At 68.7% G+C, this 15,842-nt stretch carries 14 protein-coding genes; 5 read left to right on the top strand and 9 right to left on the bottom strand.

The window, feature by feature from the left end:
- The first annotated feature begins 303 nt into the window (after positions 1-303).
- Positions 304-3,714 carry an SCO7613 C-terminal domain-containing membrane protein gene (locus tag ACIQK7_RS10435; protein ID WP_403024409.1) on the top strand — a complete coding sequence of 1,137 codons (3,411 nt, stop codon included), beginning with the start codon at positions 304-306 and terminating at the stop codon, positions 3,712-3,714.
- A 16-nt stretch (positions 3,715-3,730) separates the two neighbouring features.
- On the opposite strand, the gene ACIQK7_RS10430 is transcribed toward ACIQK7_RS10435, so the two are convergent.
- Genes ACIQK7_RS10430 through ACIQK7_RS10410 form a run of 5 tightly spaced genes read right to left on the bottom strand, consistent with a single transcriptional unit; the run spans position 3,731 to position 8,039 of the window.
- Complete coding sequence (locus ACIQK7_RS10430; protein ID WP_403024407.1) at positions 3,731-5,224, bottom strand: amidohydrolase; 1,494 nt, start codon at positions 5,222-5,224, stop codon at positions 3,731-3,733.
- Positions 5,217-5,840, bottom strand: coding sequence for an FMN-binding negative transcriptional regulator (locus ACIQK7_RS10425; RefSeq protein ID WP_403024404.1), 624 nt, complete (start codon positions 5,838-5,840; stop codon positions 5,217-5,219). Before ACIQK7_RS10425 ends, ACIQK7_RS10430 begins: the two co-directional genes overlap by 8 nt.
- Before the next feature lie 21 nt (positions 5,841-5,861).
- Complete coding sequence (locus tag ACIQK7_RS10420; RefSeq protein WP_403024401.1) at positions 5,862-6,875, bottom strand: Fpg/Nei family DNA glycosylase; 1,014 nt, start codon at positions 6,873-6,875, stop codon at positions 5,862-5,864.
- Positions 6,876-6,890: 15 nt separating this feature from the next.
- Positions 6,891-7,376 carry a ribose-5-phosphate isomerase gene (locus tag ACIQK7_RS10415; RefSeq protein WP_403024398.1) on the bottom strand — a complete coding sequence of 162 codons (486 nt, stop codon included), beginning with the start codon at positions 7,374-7,376 and terminating at the stop codon, positions 6,891-6,893.
- A 36-nt stretch (positions 7,377-7,412) separates the two neighbouring features.
- Complete coding sequence (locus ACIQK7_RS10410; RefSeq protein WP_403024395.1) at positions 7,413-8,039, bottom strand: DsbA family protein; 627 nt, start codon at positions 8,037-8,039, stop codon at positions 7,413-7,415.
- Positions 8,040-8,136: 97 nt separating this feature from the next.
- Here ACIQK7_RS10410 and ACIQK7_RS10405 point away from each other — a divergent pair, with 97 nt between their 5' ends.
- The 4 genes from ACIQK7_RS10405 to ACIQK7_RS10390 all read left to right on the top strand — a co-directional run bounded on the left by ACIQK7_RS10405 (position 8,137) and on the right by ACIQK7_RS10390 (position 13,048).
- On the top strand, positions 8,137-8,859 hold the full coding sequence (locus ACIQK7_RS10405; protein ID WP_403024393.1) for a hypothetical protein: 723 nt from the start codon (positions 8,137-8,139) through the stop codon (positions 8,857-8,859).
- Between the two features lie 91 nt (positions 8,860-8,950).
- Positions 8,951-11,491 (top strand): aminopeptidase N, encoded by a 2,541-nt coding sequence (gene pepN, locus ACIQK7_RS10400; RefSeq protein ID WP_403024390.1) that lies wholly within the window; start codon positions 8,951-8,953, stop codon positions 11,489-11,491.
- Positions 11,492-11,555: 64 nt separating this feature from the next.
- Positions 11,556-12,581 carry a mechanosensitive ion channel family protein gene (locus tag ACIQK7_RS10395; RefSeq protein WP_403024387.1) on the top strand — a complete coding sequence of 342 codons (1,026 nt, stop codon included), beginning with the start codon at positions 11,556-11,558 and terminating at the stop codon, positions 12,579-12,581.
- Positions 12,578-13,048 carry a globin gene (locus ACIQK7_RS10390; protein ID WP_403024384.1) on the top strand — a complete coding sequence of 157 codons (471 nt, stop codon included), beginning with the start codon at positions 12,578-12,580 and terminating at the stop codon, positions 13,046-13,048. Before ACIQK7_RS10395 ends, ACIQK7_RS10390 begins: the two co-directional genes overlap by 4 nt.
- Positions 13,049-13,060: 12 nt before the next feature.
- On the opposite strand, the gene ACIQK7_RS10385 is transcribed toward ACIQK7_RS10390, so the two are convergent.
- From ACIQK7_RS10385 to ACIQK7_RS10370, 4 genes are read right to left on the bottom strand one after another with little or no spacing between them, the layout of a single operon-like run.
- Complete coding sequence (locus ACIQK7_RS10385; protein ID WP_403024381.1) at positions 13,061-13,948, bottom strand: SDR family oxidoreductase; 888 nt, start codon at positions 13,946-13,948, stop codon at positions 13,061-13,063.
- Positions 13,949-13,989: 41 nt separating this feature from the next.
- Positions 13,990-14,820, bottom strand: a complete 831-nt coding sequence (locus tag ACIQK7_RS10380; protein WP_403024378.1) for an HpcH/HpaI aldolase/citrate lyase family protein — start codon at positions 14,818-14,820, stop codon at positions 13,990-13,992.
- Positions 14,821-14,843: 23 nt separating this feature from the next.
- Complete coding sequence (locus ACIQK7_RS10375; protein WP_403025676.1) at positions 14,844-15,140, bottom strand: DUF1905 domain-containing protein; 297 nt, start codon at positions 15,138-15,140, stop codon at positions 14,844-14,846.
- A 15-nt stretch (positions 15,141-15,155) separates the two neighbouring features.
- A complete protein-coding gene (locus ACIQK7_RS10370; RefSeq protein WP_403024375.1) occupies positions 15,156-15,824 on the bottom strand; it encodes a VOC family protein in 669 nt (222 codons plus the stop codon).
- Positions 15,825-15,842: the final 18 nt, after the last annotated feature.

The following is a 15,842-nucleotide window of genomic DNA, read 5'->3' as shown; positions in this document are numbered from 1 at the left end:
TCCCTGAAGGACACAACGAAGTGCCCGTCCTGCTTCACTTCACTTCGATCCGCCACCTGTCAGCGTTGCGGCCTTGACCTCTCCCACGAGCGCGCAGCCGAGCTTGCTGAGCTCTCCTTCCGAGCCGCGGAACTGCTCGACGAGCGTGCCTCCCTCATCGCGACAATGCGCGCGACGGCGAGGGAGGCCGTTGCACCGACACCGTCTCCCCTGACTTCGGCGCCCCCGACGCACGTCCAGGCCAAGGCGCCTGTCCCCTCGGGGCCCGCACAGCCGAATGCTCCGTTGCCCCAGGCACCGTCGATGTTCCCCGACGGAAACCGCGGGCGTGACCGGGCCCCGAGCACCGGAGAAGCGGAAGCCCGTGGCCCACGCCGCTCAGGTGTGCAACTGGCCCTGCTGGTAACGGGCATCTCGCTCCTGTCGGTCTTCGCCATCTTCTTCATGGTGTACGCCTTCATCAACTATGGGCTGGTCTGGCGCTCGATCATCATTGCGAGCGTCACGGTGGCCGCCTTCGTGACCGCGGGCATCCTGCGACGCCGATCGCTCAGCGCAAGCAGCGAAGCCGTCGCCGTCTTCGCCCTCGTGCTCACCTACCTGGATGCCTTCGCCATCCGGGCGAACGACCTCTTCGGTGTTGCCTCGGTCGACGGCGCTCGGTACTGGGGAATCGTGCTCCTCGCGAGCGGGGTCGCGTTCATCACCTGGCATCGCCTCTCGAGTCTCCGCGCAGCGAGCCTCGTTGGGTACCTCGCAATTCCAGTCGGCACCGCCGTGCTGGCATCGAGTCTCGTTGCCTCCCTTGAGACCGGCGCGGACATCTTCGCGGTCGCGATCGCCACCGCGCTCTCGGGCATCGTGCAACACACGGCCTGGCTTCGAACGGCCAACGGCCGCCGCCCAGCGCAGCCTGAACGGCTCCTCGTCACCCTCGTAAGCGCTCCCGCGCTGCTCGCCGCTGTAGCCAGTTCCTTCCTCATGGCACCGCAGCTCGCGGCGGGCGCGAGCCTCGCACTCGTGGGCAGCGCGCTAGTGGCCGCGCTGCACACCGTCCTCCACGTGCGCTCCGCCAGCTCGTATGACCGGGTGGGAGCGGCCCTCTCTGGCGCTGTCGCGGGAGGAGCGCTCGCACTCGCGGGTGCCGCGTATGGCCTCCGCGTGTTGGAGACGAGCGATCTCCCCCTCCTCACCATCGCGGCTCCTACGCTCGCTGCGGCGCTGCTCGTGACGCTGCTCTTGAGGCTGGAATATGCCGCCTATCGCGTTCCGCTCCGTCTGGCTGCCGGGACGGCCGCGGTCGTCGCGCTTCTGGCGACAGCGCCGGCCGTGACCCTCGCCCTCGCGAATACGACGGCAGCCGTCGCCGAATCCCTCCTGGGCGCACGGGGCGATGCTTCCGAACTCCGAGTGTGGTTCCTCTCCGAACTCGATGCCGTGGCGGGGACGCTCGCGCTCGTGCTCGCAGCCGTAGCGGCGGCAGCTGTCCTCCGCTCCTTGGCCCGCGTAGCGCCCGTGCTGGGCGTGACCGCGAGCGTCGCTGCCCTCCTGCTTCCTTCCGTACTGCCCAGTCTCTGGCTCATGATCGCGGGCTGGATCGCCCTCGGAGCTGCAGGACTCGTGCTTCGACGACGCTGGCCTCACCTGCGCGCAAGCTTCACCACCGCCGCGATCGGTGGCCTCGGGCTCGCGTGGCTTGCAGGGTGGGGTTCCGACTCGACGTGGCCCGTCACAAGCGTCGTGGCGCTCGCCGCGATCATCCTGACGCTCCGCACGGCGCAATCCGAGCTGACGAGGGTGTCCCTCGCGACGACAGGGACGGGTGTTGTGGTGCTTGCCGCAGCCGCAGCGGCCGAACACTTCGCGGGCGGCACGGGGGCGGAAGCCGTGGGCGCCCTTGCCGGCGCGGCGGGGCTGTTCCTCCTCACAGCTGTGTTCCGCACGCCCGTCAGGTCCGCGGAGGCCCGCGGCGTGTTCTGGGCGGCCCTGGCATCCGCGGTCGTCGCTTCCGTAGCGGTGGCAGCGCAGTGGAGTTCCGACATGCCGTTGCCCGTGCTCACGGTGACCTCCTTCGCGCTGATCGCCGCCGGAGCGTGCGCGTGGCTGACGCTGAGAAAGGACTACCGCGCAGCAACGGAGCAGTACGCGGCCGCCCTCACGGTCGCGCCCACCCTCGCCTTCGGACTGTCGGTGGCAGCCACCGTCTGGTTGCCATCCGGGCCGATGCCGAGTTTCGCGCCCGCCCTCGTGGCGGCAGTCGTGACCGCCGTGGCACTCCTGCTCCACACCTCGCTCTACGACACCGGCGGCCGAGCGAACAGGCAGGCCCTCGAAGTCGGTGCCGCACTCGCCTTCGTCCCGCCGTTCCTGGCCACCCTGTCAGGGCGAATCGAGGACGGATGGATCGTGCTCGCCCTGGCTGCAATCACCATCGCCCTCGCAGCGACGAGTGCAGACGGACTTGTGGGGTCCCGGTCGCGACGTCGCCATCTCGGCTGGGTGGCGCTCGCGTTCGCGACGGCCGCCCTGTGGTGGGCACTCGACACCGGCAACGTAGTGCAGCCCGAACCCTACGTGTTGCCGCCCGCGCTCGGCCTTGTTGTCATCGCCCTGCTCATCCGGCGTCGCGAAGCACGTTCGACCGACGGTGGATCGGCGCGGGTCTCGCCCTGGGTGCTGCTCTTCGCCCTCGCGCTCGCCATCGTCCCGCTCGCGTTCAGCACCGCGGCCCCCACAGTGGCCGAGACGCTTCGCGCCGTGTTGACACTCACCGTCTCGGCGGCCTTGCTCCTCGGCGCAAGCCTCCTGGTATCGCGGAGGAGCGCCGTCGGCGCAACGGCTCGGTTGGCCGCGGCGGCCGCGTCCGTCGGCCTCATCGGGACGGTCATTGTGACGGTCATCCGTTCGGATACGGCGTTGACCGAAGGCGAGCCGTTGGAGGCCTGGCTGCTCCCCGGCGTCGCCGCTCTCGCCGTGGCCGGGAGCATCGTTGCACGGATTCGGAGCAACCTGGCCACCGGGCCAGCTCGTATCGCGAGCACGACGGGACACTGGGTATTCCGCGGAGCGATCGTGCTGGCCGTCGGCGCAGAAGTCGCGGCCGCGAATGAATCGGATGCCGGGCTCGCCCTGCTGCGCATCCTGGTCCTCGTGTTCGCGCTCTGCGCCCTCCACGTGATTGCCCTGCAATGGACCGCTCCCCCGCTCGGCGTCGTCACCGCGTGGACGAGCCTCGCGCTTGCAGCGCTCGTCGCGGTGCTCGGCAGCTGGACCGTCGACCACGTCGAACTGCTCAGCGCCCCGATTGCGCTCGCACTCATCGCGGGCGGCGCCATCACCCTGCGCCGGGTGCCGGAATCACGCAGTTGGCCCCACCTCGGACCGGGAATCGCGCTCCTGCTGCTTCCCACCCTCCTTGCCACCTTCTTCGAGCCGGAGGTGTGGCGACTCGTCGCGCTCGGTGTCGTCGCGGTGCTGACGATCGTCGCGGGCGTCGCGTTCCGCCTGCAGGCGCCCTTCGTGATCGGCACGGTCGTCGTCCTCGCGCACGCGCTGCGCACCTTCGCGCCGCAGATCCGAGCGGTCTACGAGGCGGCCGACTGGTACGTCTGGGCGGGAATCGGCGGCGCGATCCTCCTGGCCCTCGCGATCCGCTACGAGCAGAGAGTGCGGGACGTCGCGCGCATCGTCACGCGGATCGGCTCCCTGCGCTGAGGAAGGCCGGCCAAGGCTAGAGGCCGAGGAACGTCCAGCGACCGCCGAGCATGGTTGCCGCGACCGCCATCGTGCGCAGCGAGACCGCCTCCACCTCGAGCGGGTTCTCGTCCGTCACAACGAGATCTGCCGGTTCGCTACTGGCGACGGATGAGCGCACGGACGACGCGAGTGCCTCAGCCGTCGTGATCGCCTGCTCCGGATGCCACGGAAGCCGACCATCCCGCGAGCGACTGACGGCGGCAGACATCGTCACCCACGGGTCCAGGGGCGCAACCGGCGCATCGGAACCGAGCAGCAGCGTCGCGCCCGCATCGAGGAGCGAACGCAGCATGAAGGCGCGCTCCGTGCGGCCATGCCAGTGCCGCTCCGCGATGTCCCGATCGTCCATCGCGTGCTCGGGCTGCACGCTCGCCTCGATGCCCAGGCGCCCAAACCTCGCGATATCAGCCTCGGCGAGCAACTGCGCGTGCTCGACGCGTCCCCCGCGCACGCCAAGCTGCTCGAAGACATCGAGCACGTGGGAATTGGCGTGGTCGCCGATCGCATGCACGGTCGCGAGGATGCCGGCATCCGACGAACGGCGCAGCAGTGGCAGCAGTTCCTCCGGCGGCACCGTCAACAGTCCGTGCGGATGCTGGTCGGCGGGAACTCCGGGATAGGGGTCGAGGCAGTAGGCCGTGCGGGTGCCGAGCGAGCCGTCGGTGAGGATCTTGTGTCGCCCGACCGTCAGCAGCTCGCCGACGCGCTGCCCCGTACGGAGGCCCATGCCGATCGCACGGTCGATGTCTTGCGTGTAGATTCCGAACTCGACGCGGAGCGCGTCCACGCCGGCAGCCTGTCGACGCAGCCAGGCATCCATGCTCCAGCTCATCTCAAGGTCGACGACCCCGACGACCCCGCGGGCCGCGGCCGCGGCAGCGGCTTCCGAGACCCAGGCGTCGAGCACGGCGTCGGGAACCTCATTGACGCGTCGTTCGATCTCGAAGGCCGGATCCTCCCGCAGCAGTCCGCTCGGGTGTCCCGCGAGGCCGTAGCGCTCGAGCGCGGGGGTGTTGAGCCAGACCGCGTGGAGGTCGAAGCTCACCACCACGACGGGGATATTGGGGCTCGCCGCATCCAGGTCTGCGAGGTTCGGCGCATCCGGCCACACGCCGTCGCGGAAGCCATTGGCGACGAAGGTGAGCGGGCGCCCATCGTGGTCGAGGGCGGGTGGCGAACTCCGGAGCGCCTCGGCGACGAGGCCGGCTGCCTCGCGCGCCGACATCGCGGACGAGACATCGAGGCGGTGCGTTGCGAGCGCCCACTGGTTCATGTGGATGTGGTTGTCCCACAGCCCGGGTGCCACCCAGCGCCCGTCGAGATCCGTGACCTCGACGCCGGCATCCGGCACCTGCTCCCCCGCGGGCGACACCGCGGCAATGCGTCCATTGTTGATCGCGATATCGACCGCGTCGCCGTGATCGGATCCCACCACGCGCGCGTTCGTCAGCACACGCGCGCTAGTCATCCGCTGCCCCGTGCACTCGCCGCATCTCGTCCACGAGCTGCGGATCGGCGTAGTCTCCGCCGCCTTCCAGACCCTGCATGACCGACTCGACGACCTCGGCCGGCTTGTTCTGGCTCAGCTTCGCTCGCGCCTCGAAGCGCTCGACCCTGAGGCGGAACCCGACCGTGCCCGACATGATGCTGCGGCCGTACTCCTCGTTGTCTTCCAGCAGTTTCGGATGCGGCATCGCGTCTTCGAAGCGGTGCACGAGGTCGGTGAGCACCTGCCAGTTCTCTTCATCGCTGAGGATCTCGGGCGTTCCATAGAGGTGTGCGGTCACGTGGTTCCAGGTCGGCACGGCCGGGCCGTCGCCATACCAGCCGGGCGAGACGTAGCCGTGCGGCCCCTGGATGATGACCATGACCTCATGCTGGCCGAGCTCGAGCGAGCGATCGTCGGGACGGCCGACGTGGCTGACGATGCTGATCTCGTCGCGCCCCTCCTCGAGCACGACGGGATAGTGGGATGCGACAAGGCCCTTCGCGGTGTGGGAGACGATCGTCGCCCATGGATTGCGCCGGATCAGCCGTTTGACCTCATCAGGGTCGGTGATGATGAAGTGAGGTGTGTGCCGCATGGGGAAATCATGGCAGACGCCTCACTTCTGGCAGCGCGGACACCAGTAGAGCTTGCGGCCAGCGGCGATCTCCATCGCGATGTTGGTGCCGCACACCCGGCACGGCTCCCCAGCGCGGTGGTAGACCCAGTGGCGGTCGTCGCGGCTCGCGAGCGCGGCGCGATAGGCCTCGCCCTCCAGTCCGTCCATCGTCATCATCTGGCCGGTCTCGACGCCCACGCCGAGCAGGTACACCCAGTCACGCCAGAGCTCGCGCACGAGCTCCTCCGGCACCTGCTTGCCCGGCGTGTGCGGGTCGAGTCGGGCGCGGTACAGCAGCTCCGCACGGTAGACGTTGCCGATGCCGCTCACGACCTTCTGATCCATGAGCAGGAGGCCGATGGGCGTCGTCGTGCGGCGAACGGCGGCGACGAAACGCTCCTCGCCCTCGCCGGGGTCGCCCACGAGTGGGTCGGGACCGAGCTTCGCCATCGACGCGGCGACCTCGTCCGGTGTCTGCACCTCGCACGCGGTCGGGCCCCGCAGGTCGGCGACCGCGACGGCGGTGAGCAGGCGCACCCGCACCTGCCCCACGGGTTCCGGGGGAAACACCGCGATGTCGTCGCCGAGCTTCTCGTTCTCGGCCATGCGGAGGCGCGTGCGGCGCGGGGCGCCGATGCTGCGCAGGCTCGCCTCATTCTCACCGCGTGCGCCCGCGGCATCAGGAACCTTGCCCTCGAAGGCGTCGACGATCGTGCCGCGCATGTTGGTCTGGCCCATGCGGCCGTCGGCGGATGCGGTGGTCGCGTCAGCGGTGATGTCGCCCGCGAAGTCCCAGGCGCCGTAGAGGCCGAGGTGCACGCGCATCCAGAGCCCGTGGTCGAACTCGAGGAACATCTGCTTGCCGACCGCGACCGCGTCGACCATCCGGTGCCCGTCGAGCTGGGCCGCCCCCGACGCGAAGCGCCCCTGCGGGGACGACACGGCGACCGTGTGGCCGACGAAGTGCAGGGAGAACTGCCGCGCGATGCGGTGGACGGAGTGACCCTCAGGCATGGGAGTAGCCGGGCCTCAGACGATCTCGTGGCCCGCGATCAGGCCTGTCGTCTCGTACTCGCCGAGCTGCGCGATGCGACGGGCGTGCCGCTCCTCGCCGGGGAACGGCGTCGCGATGAAGGTGTCGATGAACGAGACGACATCTTCGACAGGGTGCTGGCGCGCACCGATCGAGATCACGTTGGCGTTGTTGTGCTCGCGCGCAAGTTCGGCCGTCGCGGTGCTCCACACGAGGGCGGCACGGATGCCCGTGACCTTGTTGGCCGCGATCTGCTCACCGTTGCCCGACCCTCCGAAGACGACCCCGAGCGCCTCGACACCTACTTCCTGGTCCCGTGCGACGGCCCGGGCCGCGTTGATGCAGAACGAGGGGTAGTCGTCGAGCGGGTCATAGTCACTCGGACCATGGTCGACGACCTCATGTCCCTGCTCGGCGAGGTGCTGCTGCAGGTGGCGACTGAAGTCGAGGCCGGCGTGATCGGTGGCGATGTGGATGCGCATCCGTCCAGTGTAGAAGCGGTGCGCACCCCCCATCGCTCAGTCGAACTGGGGGCCGCGAGTGCGGGAGCGCTTGAGCTCGAAGAAGCCGTCGTAGGCGGCGACTGCGACGACGCCGTCCCACAGCTTCGCGGCTTGCTCACCCTTGGGGGCGGGAGAGATGACTGGCCCGAAGAAGGCGGTGCCTTCGACCGCGATGACGGGAGTGCCGACATCCTGGCCCACACGGCCGATGCCCTCAGCGTGGCTCGCGCGGAGCTGCGGCTCATACTCCTCGGTGTCGGCGTGCGCGATGAGCTCGGCGGCGAGCCCCGCTTCGGCCAGCGCCTCGCGCATGACGGTGTCGGCGTCGGTCGACCCGCCAGGGTGGATGCGCGTTCCCAGCGCGTCATACAGCGGCTTGACCGCCTGCTCGCCCTCCACCTCGGTGACGGCCGCGACGAGGCGGGCGTAGCGCCGTGCGCGAGGGAGGAACTCACGGTAGTGGTCTGACAGGTCGTCGCGGTCCTCGTTGAGCACGGCGAGGCTCATGATGTGCCAGTGCACATCGAGGTCGCGAAGCGCCGCAACCTCATCGATCCAGCGGCTCGTCATCCAGGCCCACGGGCAGGAGGGATCGAACCAGAAATCGACTCGGGTGGGCGCGGTGGCGTTCATGTCAGTCATGGCTCCACGCTAGCCGTGCTTGGGCCTTGGCTCTGGTAATCCCCCGCCAAGGGGCGCACACTGTAAGGACACATGCGTCTCAACGTGGAGGTGTCTGATGGCTATCGGAGGACAGCGCGACCGGTTCTCGTGGGAGGTCCCGGGCGGCATGCCCGTGTTGTCGAGGGGACGCCACCGCCGTCCCCGGCAGGGTGCCTGCTTCATGGAGTTCGCCTCCTACCTCGCGGGCGAGACGTGGAGTGACCATCCGCAGTGCACACACCGTTTCCTCGCATTCCTTGCCCGCGGGGTCAACGACTTCACGAGCGACGAGGGACGCCAGCGTCTCGCGACCCACATCCCGAGCGTCGTCGGACTCACCGGCGATTCGCCGATCATCGAGCCCCTCGTGGGCCTCCGCGCCGCCGTCACCCCCATCGGAGTTGCTGCTGAATCCGCCCAGCGCAGCCTCGCCGCCGGTGTGCTCGCGTGCGAGGCCGCCCTCGACGAACTCGCATGCCCGAAGCCGGATGCCGCAGCGCAGCTCCTTGCGGAGGCATGGTCGAGCGCGCCGCTCGCCATGGCCTGGGCAAAGGACTTCGCGGCGAGCATCCCAGCGTCGCGCCGCCCCGTCTCGTTCTCGCGCCGAGGTCGCGCCATCGTGAGCACGGCGGTGCTCGCCGCTGCCGATGCGCTCGTCGACGACCCTGACGCACTGCTCCGAGCAATGCTGGTGGGTGCGATCTCAGACACGCGAGGGCTGCTGACCAAGGCCCCGCAGCCGACGGAGGCCGCGCAGGCGGTCCCCGTGCGGGATGGCGTGACAACGAGCATCCGCTGACCGTCTCGCGATTAGGCTTGCTGGCGACGGCTGCCGCACCGAACGTGCGCAGCGTCGCACGACAACCGACTCACAATGGAGGAGCATTCGCATGCCCGGAGACAATCTCACCCGCCTCGAGGCACAGGAGCGCAGCGCCCTCCTCTCGGTAGAGAGCTACGATGTGGCCCTCGACCTGACGACGGGTGACGAGACCTTCCGCAGCACGACGATGATCGCCTTCACAGCCGAGGCGGGAGCGTCGACCTTCATCGACGCGATCACGCGCACCGTGCACTCGATCACGCTCAACGGCGAGCAGGTCGATGTGTCTGCCGCCGACGGCATGCGCATCCAGCTCGAGTCGCTCGCTGAGCGGAACGAGCTCACGATCGTCGCCGACATGGAGTACACCAACACGGGCGAGGGCCTGCACCGCTTCGTCGACCCCGTCGACGGCGAGGTCTACCTCTACTCGCAGTTCGAGGTGCCCGACAGCCGCCGGGTCTTCCCCGTCTTCGAGCAGCCCGATCTGAAGGCAGAGTTCTCCTTCACCGTGACGGCACCCGCGCGCTGGCAGGTCGTCTCCAACTCCCCCACGCCCGAGCCCGAGATCGACGGGGAGGTCGGCACCTGGCGTTTCGCGCCCACGCCCCGCATCTCCTCCTACATCACCGCGATCGTCGCGGGACCCTACGACGTCGTGCGCAGCGAGCTCACGAGCCGCGATGGCCGCACGATCCCTCTCGGCGTCTTCTGCCGCAAGTCCCTCACCGAGTATCTCGATGCCGACTACATCTTCGACATCACCCGCAAGGGCTTCGAGTACTACGAGGAACAGTTCGACTACGCCTACCCCTTCGAGAAGTACGACCAGCTCTTCGTGCCCGAGTTCAACGCGGGTGCCATGGAGAACGCGGGCTGCGTCACCTTCACCGAGACCTACGTCTTCCGCAGCAAGGTGACGGATGCCATCAAGGAGCGTCGCGTCGTCACGATCCTTCACGAGCTCGCCCACATGTGGTTCGGCGACCTCGTGACCATGAAGTGGTGGAACGACCTGTGGCTCAACGAGTCCTTCGCGGAGTGGGCCTCGACCATCTCGACCGCTGAGGCGACCGAGTGGACCGAGGCGTGGACCACCTTCCAGGCGATGGAGAAGAGCTGGGCCTACCGGCAGGACCAGCTGCCCTCGACGCACCCCGTCGTCGCGACGATCAACGACCTCGAGGACGTGCAGGTCAACTTCGACGGCATCACCTATGCCAAGGGCGGCTCGGTGCTCAAGCAGCTCGTGGCCTGGGTCGGCCGTGAGGCGTTCTTCTCGGGCGTCGCGGCGTACTTCAAGAAGCACGCGTGGGGCAACACGGAACTCGTCGACCTCCTCACCGAGCTCGAGGCGACGAGCGGCCGCGACCTGTCGACGTGGTCGAAGCTGTGGCTCGAAACGGCGGGCGTCAATACGCTCCGCCCCGAGATCGAGACGGATGCCGAGGGCCGCATCACCTCCTTCGCGGTCGCGCAGACGGCGCCCGAGGACTACCCGACCATCCGTCCCCACCGCCTCGCGATCGGGTTCTACGACCACGATGCCGACGGCGCACTCACCCGCTCGCACCGCGTCGAGATCGACGTCGATGGCGAGCGAACGGATGTCGCGGAGCTCGTCGGCATGCAGCGTCCCGCCCTCGTGCTCATCAATGACGACGACCTCGCCTACGCAAAGATCCGCCTGGACGACGCCTCGCTCGAGACAGCGATCGAGAACCTCAGCCGCATCTCGGACCCGCTCGCCCGAGCACTCGTCTGGGGTTCGGCGTGGGACTCCACCCGCGACGGCGAGACGAAGGCGAGCGACTACGTGCGCCTCGTGCTCGGCAACATCGCGAGCGAGACCGAGTCGACCACGATCCGTACGACCCTGACCCAGCTCATGACGACGGCGCGCATGTACGTCGACCCGGCGACACGCGCGGAGACGATCGAGGAGGTCGGCACGGAACTGTGGGCGCTCGCCCAGCAGGCCGAGGCCGGCTCGGATGCCCAGTTCCAGTTCGTGAAGTTCTTCGCGGCGATCGCATCCACGCAGGACCACGCCGAGGCGCTGCGCGGCCTGCGCGATGGCGAGATCACGCTCGAGGGCCTCGAGATCGACACCGACCTCTCGTGGGAGCTGCTGGAGGGCCTCGTGCTCAACGGCGCTGCCGGCGAGGCCGAGATCGCGGCGGCGCTCGAGAAGGACAACACGGCGAACGGCCAGCAGGCGGCAGCGCGAGCCCGCGCGACGATCCCGACGGCCGAGGCCAAGCTCGCCGCGTTCTCGTCGATCGTCGACTCCGACACGGTGCCCAACATGATCGTGCGGCACACGGGCATGGGCGTGCAGCACGTCAATGACCCCTCGTCGCTCGAGCCGCTCGTCGAGCGTTACTTCTCCTCCCTCCTGACGCTGTGGGAGTCGCGCAGCTATGGCATCGCATCCGCCCTCATCGTGGGCCTCTACCCGGCCCCCCTTGCCTCGCAGGAGCTGGTGGATGCCACGCGCCGGTGGCTCAACGCCAACCAGGAGATCCCGGCCCTCCGCCGCCTCGTGGTCGAGAACCTCGACGGCGTCGAGCGTGCACTGCGCGTGCAGGAGCGCGACGCCCGTTAGGCGCTGGTGCCTGCGTGGCCCTTCGAAAGGGTCACGCAGGCACCCCGCTTAGACTTGGCGGCAAATGGACGAGACTCCCGCCGCCTTCGATTGGACCGCCTTCTGGGCGGATGTGCTGGCGTTCATCGACACCTGGCAGGTGCCACTCAAGGTGCTGCTGATCGTCGCGGGCTCCATCGTGGTGCGCTACGTGCTGCTGCGGATCATCGCCCGCGTCGTGGACCGCGTCGTGCGCGGCGTGAAGAAGCGGCAGAGGGTTGAGGACACCCAGGCACTCTCCGCTTCTCCTTTGGCTGCCGCTCGCGTCGTGCAGCGCACGCGGGCGCTGGGAACCGTGCTGAACAGCGCTGTGACCTCGGTCGTGGTTGTGCTCGCGCTCATCCTGCTCGTCGGGGTGGTGTTCCCCAACGCCTCAGGGGCATTCGCGATCATCAGCGCCGCCGTAGGGGCTGGCCTCGGCTTCGGTGCGCAGAACATCGTCAAGGATGTGCTCAACGGCATCTTCATGGTTGCGGAGGACCAGCTCGGCGTCGGTGACGTCGTCGATCTTGGGCCCGCAACGGGCGTCGTCGAGGTGGTCGGCATCCGGGTCACGCAGGTGCGCGACGTCAATGGGACCCTCTGGTTCGTGCGCAACGGCGAGATTCTGCGGGTGGGGAACCTCTCGCAGGGGTGGGCGCGCGCGATCATCGACCTCGCGGTGCCCTATGAGGCGGATGTCGAGCTGGTGCAGGAGCGGATGCTCGCAACCGCGGTCGACATGTACCAGAACTCCAAGTGGCGCAGCCGCATCCTCGAGAAACCGGAGATCTGGGGCATCGAGTCGATCTCCTCCGAGGCGGTCGTCGTGCGCCTCGTCGTCAAGACGAGGTCGTCGAGCAAGGACGATGTCGCCCGCGAGCTTCGCGCCCGGCTGAAGGCGACGCTCGATGAGATGGGCGTGCGCCTTCCCGCGCTCAATAGCGTTGTCTTGAAGGGCTACGACGGCGCCACGAATGTCACGGGCGCGCGACCGCCGAAGACGAGTCCGCTCGCGATCTCGGAGCCCGCCTCCCCCAAGCCTGCACGAACCCGCAAGGAGCCACGATGAGCCAGTCCCACCCGAACGATGTTCCCGCCGGCCCCGAGGGCGTGCGCAGCCCCGTGACGCTGCGATCGACCGAGAACGGCCCGGCCGCCGGCGGAAGCTTCTTTGAGCAGGTCGGCGGTCACGAGACCTTCGATCGCCTCGTGCGGGCGTTCTATGACGGCGTGCAGCAGGACCCGGTGCTGTGGCCCATGTATCCGGCAGACGACCTTGAGGGGGCCGTGCAGCGCCTCACGATGTTCCTCGAGCAGTATTGGGGCGGGCCCGGCACCTACAGCGAACAGCGCGGCCACCCGCGACTCCGGATGCGGCACGCCGCCTACAAGGTCGGCCCGAAGGCCCGCGATGCCTGGCTCGCGAACATGCGCCGAGCGCTCGACACGCTCGAACTCAGCCCGCTCGACGACGCGACCCTGTGGGCGTACCTCGACCGCGCGGCACACGGCCTCCTCAACACCTTCGAGGACTGAGAAAGGCCCCAGTCACTCCTGTTGGCGCGCGGCCATGGCCTCCGCGTAAGCGGATGCGAGGCCATCGGCGAGCGGAGTCGTCGGCCGCCCGATGAGGGTGCTGAGCGTGTCTGTCGCATCCGCCAGCGCCCCCTCCCTCGTGTTGGTGTCGAGCGTGACGACGAAGCCCGCGGTCCCCATGTCGAGACCCGCCTTCGTGAGGATCTTGCGGTGGTCCTTTGACGACACCCGCTTGTAGGCGACCTCGCGTTCAACGATCGTCGAGACGACGCGGGCCAGGTCGTCGTAGTCCCAGGCCACATCGCCTGAGAACTCGTAGGTCGCGCCCTCGTGTCCCTCGCTGAGCAGTACTACGGCGGCACCCTCCGCGTAGTCGCGGCGGCTCGCGCTCGCGATGCGACCGTCACCGAGGCTCGCGATGATGAGCCCCGTGTACTTCGCCTGCTCGGCAACCTGGAGGTAGCTCTCGGTGTACCAGTTGTTGCGCAGGAGGGCGAAGGGGATGCCCGAGTCGCGAATGATCTGCTCCGTCGCCTTGTGCTCCGGGGCGAGTGCGAGGCTCGTCGTGTCGGCGTGGGGCGCGCTCGTGTACGCGATGAACTGCACCCCCGCCCGCTTGGCGGCCTGCACGACGTTCGTGTGCTGGGCGACTCGACGACCCACCTCGCTGCCCGAGATGAGCAGTAGGCGGTCGACGCCGTCGAGGGCGGGGTCGAGGGATGCGGCATCCGAGTAGTCGGCAGCGCGCACGGTGACCCCCTGCTCGGCGAAATCGGCGATCTTCGAGACATCCCGGCCGATGGCGACGATGTCGCTCGGGGCGGCACCCCGCTCGATGAGGCTGGCGAGGACGAGTCGGCCGAGGTGACCGGTGGCACCGGCGACGGCAAGGGTGGTCATGCGGTGGTGGACCTTTCGACGGGGTGGTACGTACGGTGGAGCTAACGCGCGGAGCGCTCGTCTGTTCCCGCGCGGCGCAGCAGCGCCTCTGCGTGACGGATGACCGGCTCGTCGATCATCGCCCCGTCGACGCTGAACGCTCCCTGGGTCGCGGCGGCCCCGTCCACGACGCGCTGCGCCCAGTCGAGCTGCTCCGCCGAGGGGCGGTAGGCGGCACGGATCGTCTCGGCCTGGGCCGGATGGATGCAGGCGGTCGCGGAAAAACCGCTCGCCGCGGCATCCGCTGCTTCTGCTGCGAGGGAATCGAGATTCGTGAAGTCGACGTTGATCGCGTCGATGGCGGCCTTGCCGTTCGCGCGCGCCGCGAGGAGGATGTTCGAGCGAGCGACCCGGATCACGTCGCGGTAGCGCCCGTCCGGGCCGCGGCTGCTCGTGCCGCCGAGGGAGACCGTGAGGTCCTCGGCGCCCCAGAAGAGGCCGACGACGTGGGGCAGCGCGGCGATCTCGGGTGCGGCCAGGAGTCCCCGCGCGGACTCGATGAGGGCGACGACCCGGTATGGGGCGAGGAGCGCGAGCTCCTCCGGCGTCATGACCTTGGGCACCATGACGGTGCTGTAACCGCTCCTCGCGAGCGTGTCGAGATCTGCCTCGAAGTGCTCGCTGCGCGTGCTGTTGATGCGCAGGATCGTGCGCTCAGGGTCGAGCGAGGAGGCAATGACCCCCTCACGCGCTGCCGCCTTGTTGGCCTCACCCACCGCGTCTTCGAGGTCAAGGATGACGGCATCCGCTCGCTCAGCGGCCTTGGCGAAACGCTCGGGTCGGTCGGCCGGGCAGAAGAGGATCGCCGGGCCCATCGTGAAGGGGGTGCTCATCGATTCATGGTACCGAGCGCTGACTAGAAGTCGACCAGCTCGATCGCGAGGCGCACCTCGTCGCCGAGGTCTACGCCCTCCGCGGAACGCACTGCCTTCTTGATCGGCAGGGAGTAGGCACGATCGCTCGGAAAGATCGAGGTGCGCCACCGGCTCGCCCCAAGCGAGACATCGACGCGCACCGAGCCGAAGCCGTTCTCCATGCCCGCGACGACCTGCTGGATCTCGTCGGAGACCTCCTCCGGCACCGAGGCGAAGACCCAGGTCGAATCGACCCGGCCCTTCCACCGCCACAGCTCGCTCGTGAACTCATACCGCATGCGCGTCACCGGCCATCAGCGGGACGAGGTGCAGATGCAGGCCTCATTGCCCTCCGCATCCGCCACGACCCACCAGTCGGGCGCGAACTCATCGGTGACGAGCGTTCCTCCCGCCTCGAGCGTCGCCGCGACTCGTTCTTGCGCATGCTCGGCGGGCACATAGACGTCCAGGTGCAGGCGATTGCGCGCGGTGCGCGCGACATCCATTCCCTGGAACCAGACCCGAGGGCCACGCCGCCGTGGGTCTGCCAGCTCGATGCCGCCATCGCTCGAGGGCACCTCCTCGTAGTCGAGCACGGCCCGCCAGAAAGGGCGTATGGCGTCGGTATCGCTCGCATCGATCGCGAGTTCGTAGAGGCTCAGCACGGCCTCGACGGGCGTTGCACCGGCATCCGCCGCAGCAGCGTCGATGCGGGCGGCCAGGGCAAGATCGCGGTCCGTCACTCCCCCGGCGTCGTGCGAGGTCAGCTCGAACGCCACCCGGCCCCAACCGAGATGCACCTCCGGATGGTGGTTCAGCTCGTCGGCGATCTCCGCCACGGTCGCGACCAGCCGCGCGGCCGAGGCGAAGTCCCTCGTGCGGTAGGAGCCGCGGAGGGCACGGTGCAGGTGCGTGAAGGCGCTCTCGCGCAGGCGTTCGGCGGTCTGTTCAGGGAGCAGCGTGGCGGTGGAGTCGTTCTGCATGCGCCCACACTGGCCCGT

Source organism: Salinibacterium sp. GXW1014, from assembly GCF_044769865.1.
GTDB lineage: Bacteria > Actinomycetota > Actinomycetes > Actinomycetales > Microbacteriaceae > Homoserinimonas.
This window is presented reverse-complemented; position numbering and strand designations above follow the sequence as displayed.

Excerpts from the sequence above, each read along its gene's own strand:
- ACIQK7_RS10435 (WP_403024409.1), top strand. The coding sequence starts at position 304 with ATGTTCCCCGACGGAAACCGCGGGCGTGACCGGGCCCCGAGCACCGGA.
- ACIQK7_RS10430 (WP_403024407.1), bottom strand. The coding sequence starts at position 5,224 with ATGACTAGCGCGCGTGTGCTGACGAACGCGCGCGTGGTGGGATCCGAT.
- ACIQK7_RS10425 (WP_403024404.1), bottom strand. The coding sequence starts at position 5,840 with ATGCGGCACACACCTCACTTCATCATCACCGACCCTGATGAGGTCAAA.
- ACIQK7_RS10420 (WP_403024401.1), bottom strand. The coding sequence starts at position 6,875 with ATGCCTGAGGGTCACTCCGTCCACCGCATCGCGCGGCAGTTCTCCCTG.
- ACIQK7_RS10415 (WP_403024398.1), bottom strand. The coding sequence starts at position 7,376 with ATGCGCATCCACATCGCCACCGATCACGCCGGCCTCGACTTCAGTCGC.
- ACIQK7_RS10410 (WP_403024395.1), bottom strand. The coding sequence starts at position 8,039 with ATGACTGACATGAACGCCACCGCGCCCACCCGAGTCGATTTCTGGTTC.
- ACIQK7_RS10405 (WP_403024393.1), top strand. The coding sequence starts at position 8,137 with ATGGCTATCGGAGGACAGCGCGACCGGTTCTCGTGGGAGGTCCCGGGC.
- pepN (WP_403024390.1), top strand. The coding sequence starts at position 8,951 with ATGCCCGGAGACAATCTCACCCGCCTCGAGGCACAGGAGCGCAGCGCC.
- ACIQK7_RS10395 (WP_403024387.1), top strand. The coding sequence starts at position 11,556 with ATGGACGAGACTCCCGCCGCCTTCGATTGGACCGCCTTCTGGGCGGAT.
- ACIQK7_RS10390 (WP_403024384.1), top strand. The coding sequence starts at position 12,578 with ATGAGCCAGTCCCACCCGAACGATGTTCCCGCCGGCCCCGAGGGCGTG.
- ACIQK7_RS10385 (WP_403024381.1), bottom strand. The coding sequence starts at position 13,948 with ATGACCACCCTTGCCGTCGCCGGTGCCACCGGTCACCTCGGCCGACTC.
- ACIQK7_RS10380 (WP_403024378.1), bottom strand. The coding sequence starts at position 14,820 with ATGAGCACCCCCTTCACGATGGGCCCGGCGATCCTCTTCTGCCCGGCC.
- ACIQK7_RS10375 (WP_403025676.1), bottom strand. The coding sequence starts at position 15,140 with ATGCGGTATGAGTTCACGAGCGAGCTGTGGCGGTGGAAGGGCCGGGTC.
- ACIQK7_RS10370 (WP_403024375.1), bottom strand. The coding sequence starts at position 15,824 with ATGCAGAACGACTCCACCGCCACGCTGCTCCCTGAACAGACCGCCGAA.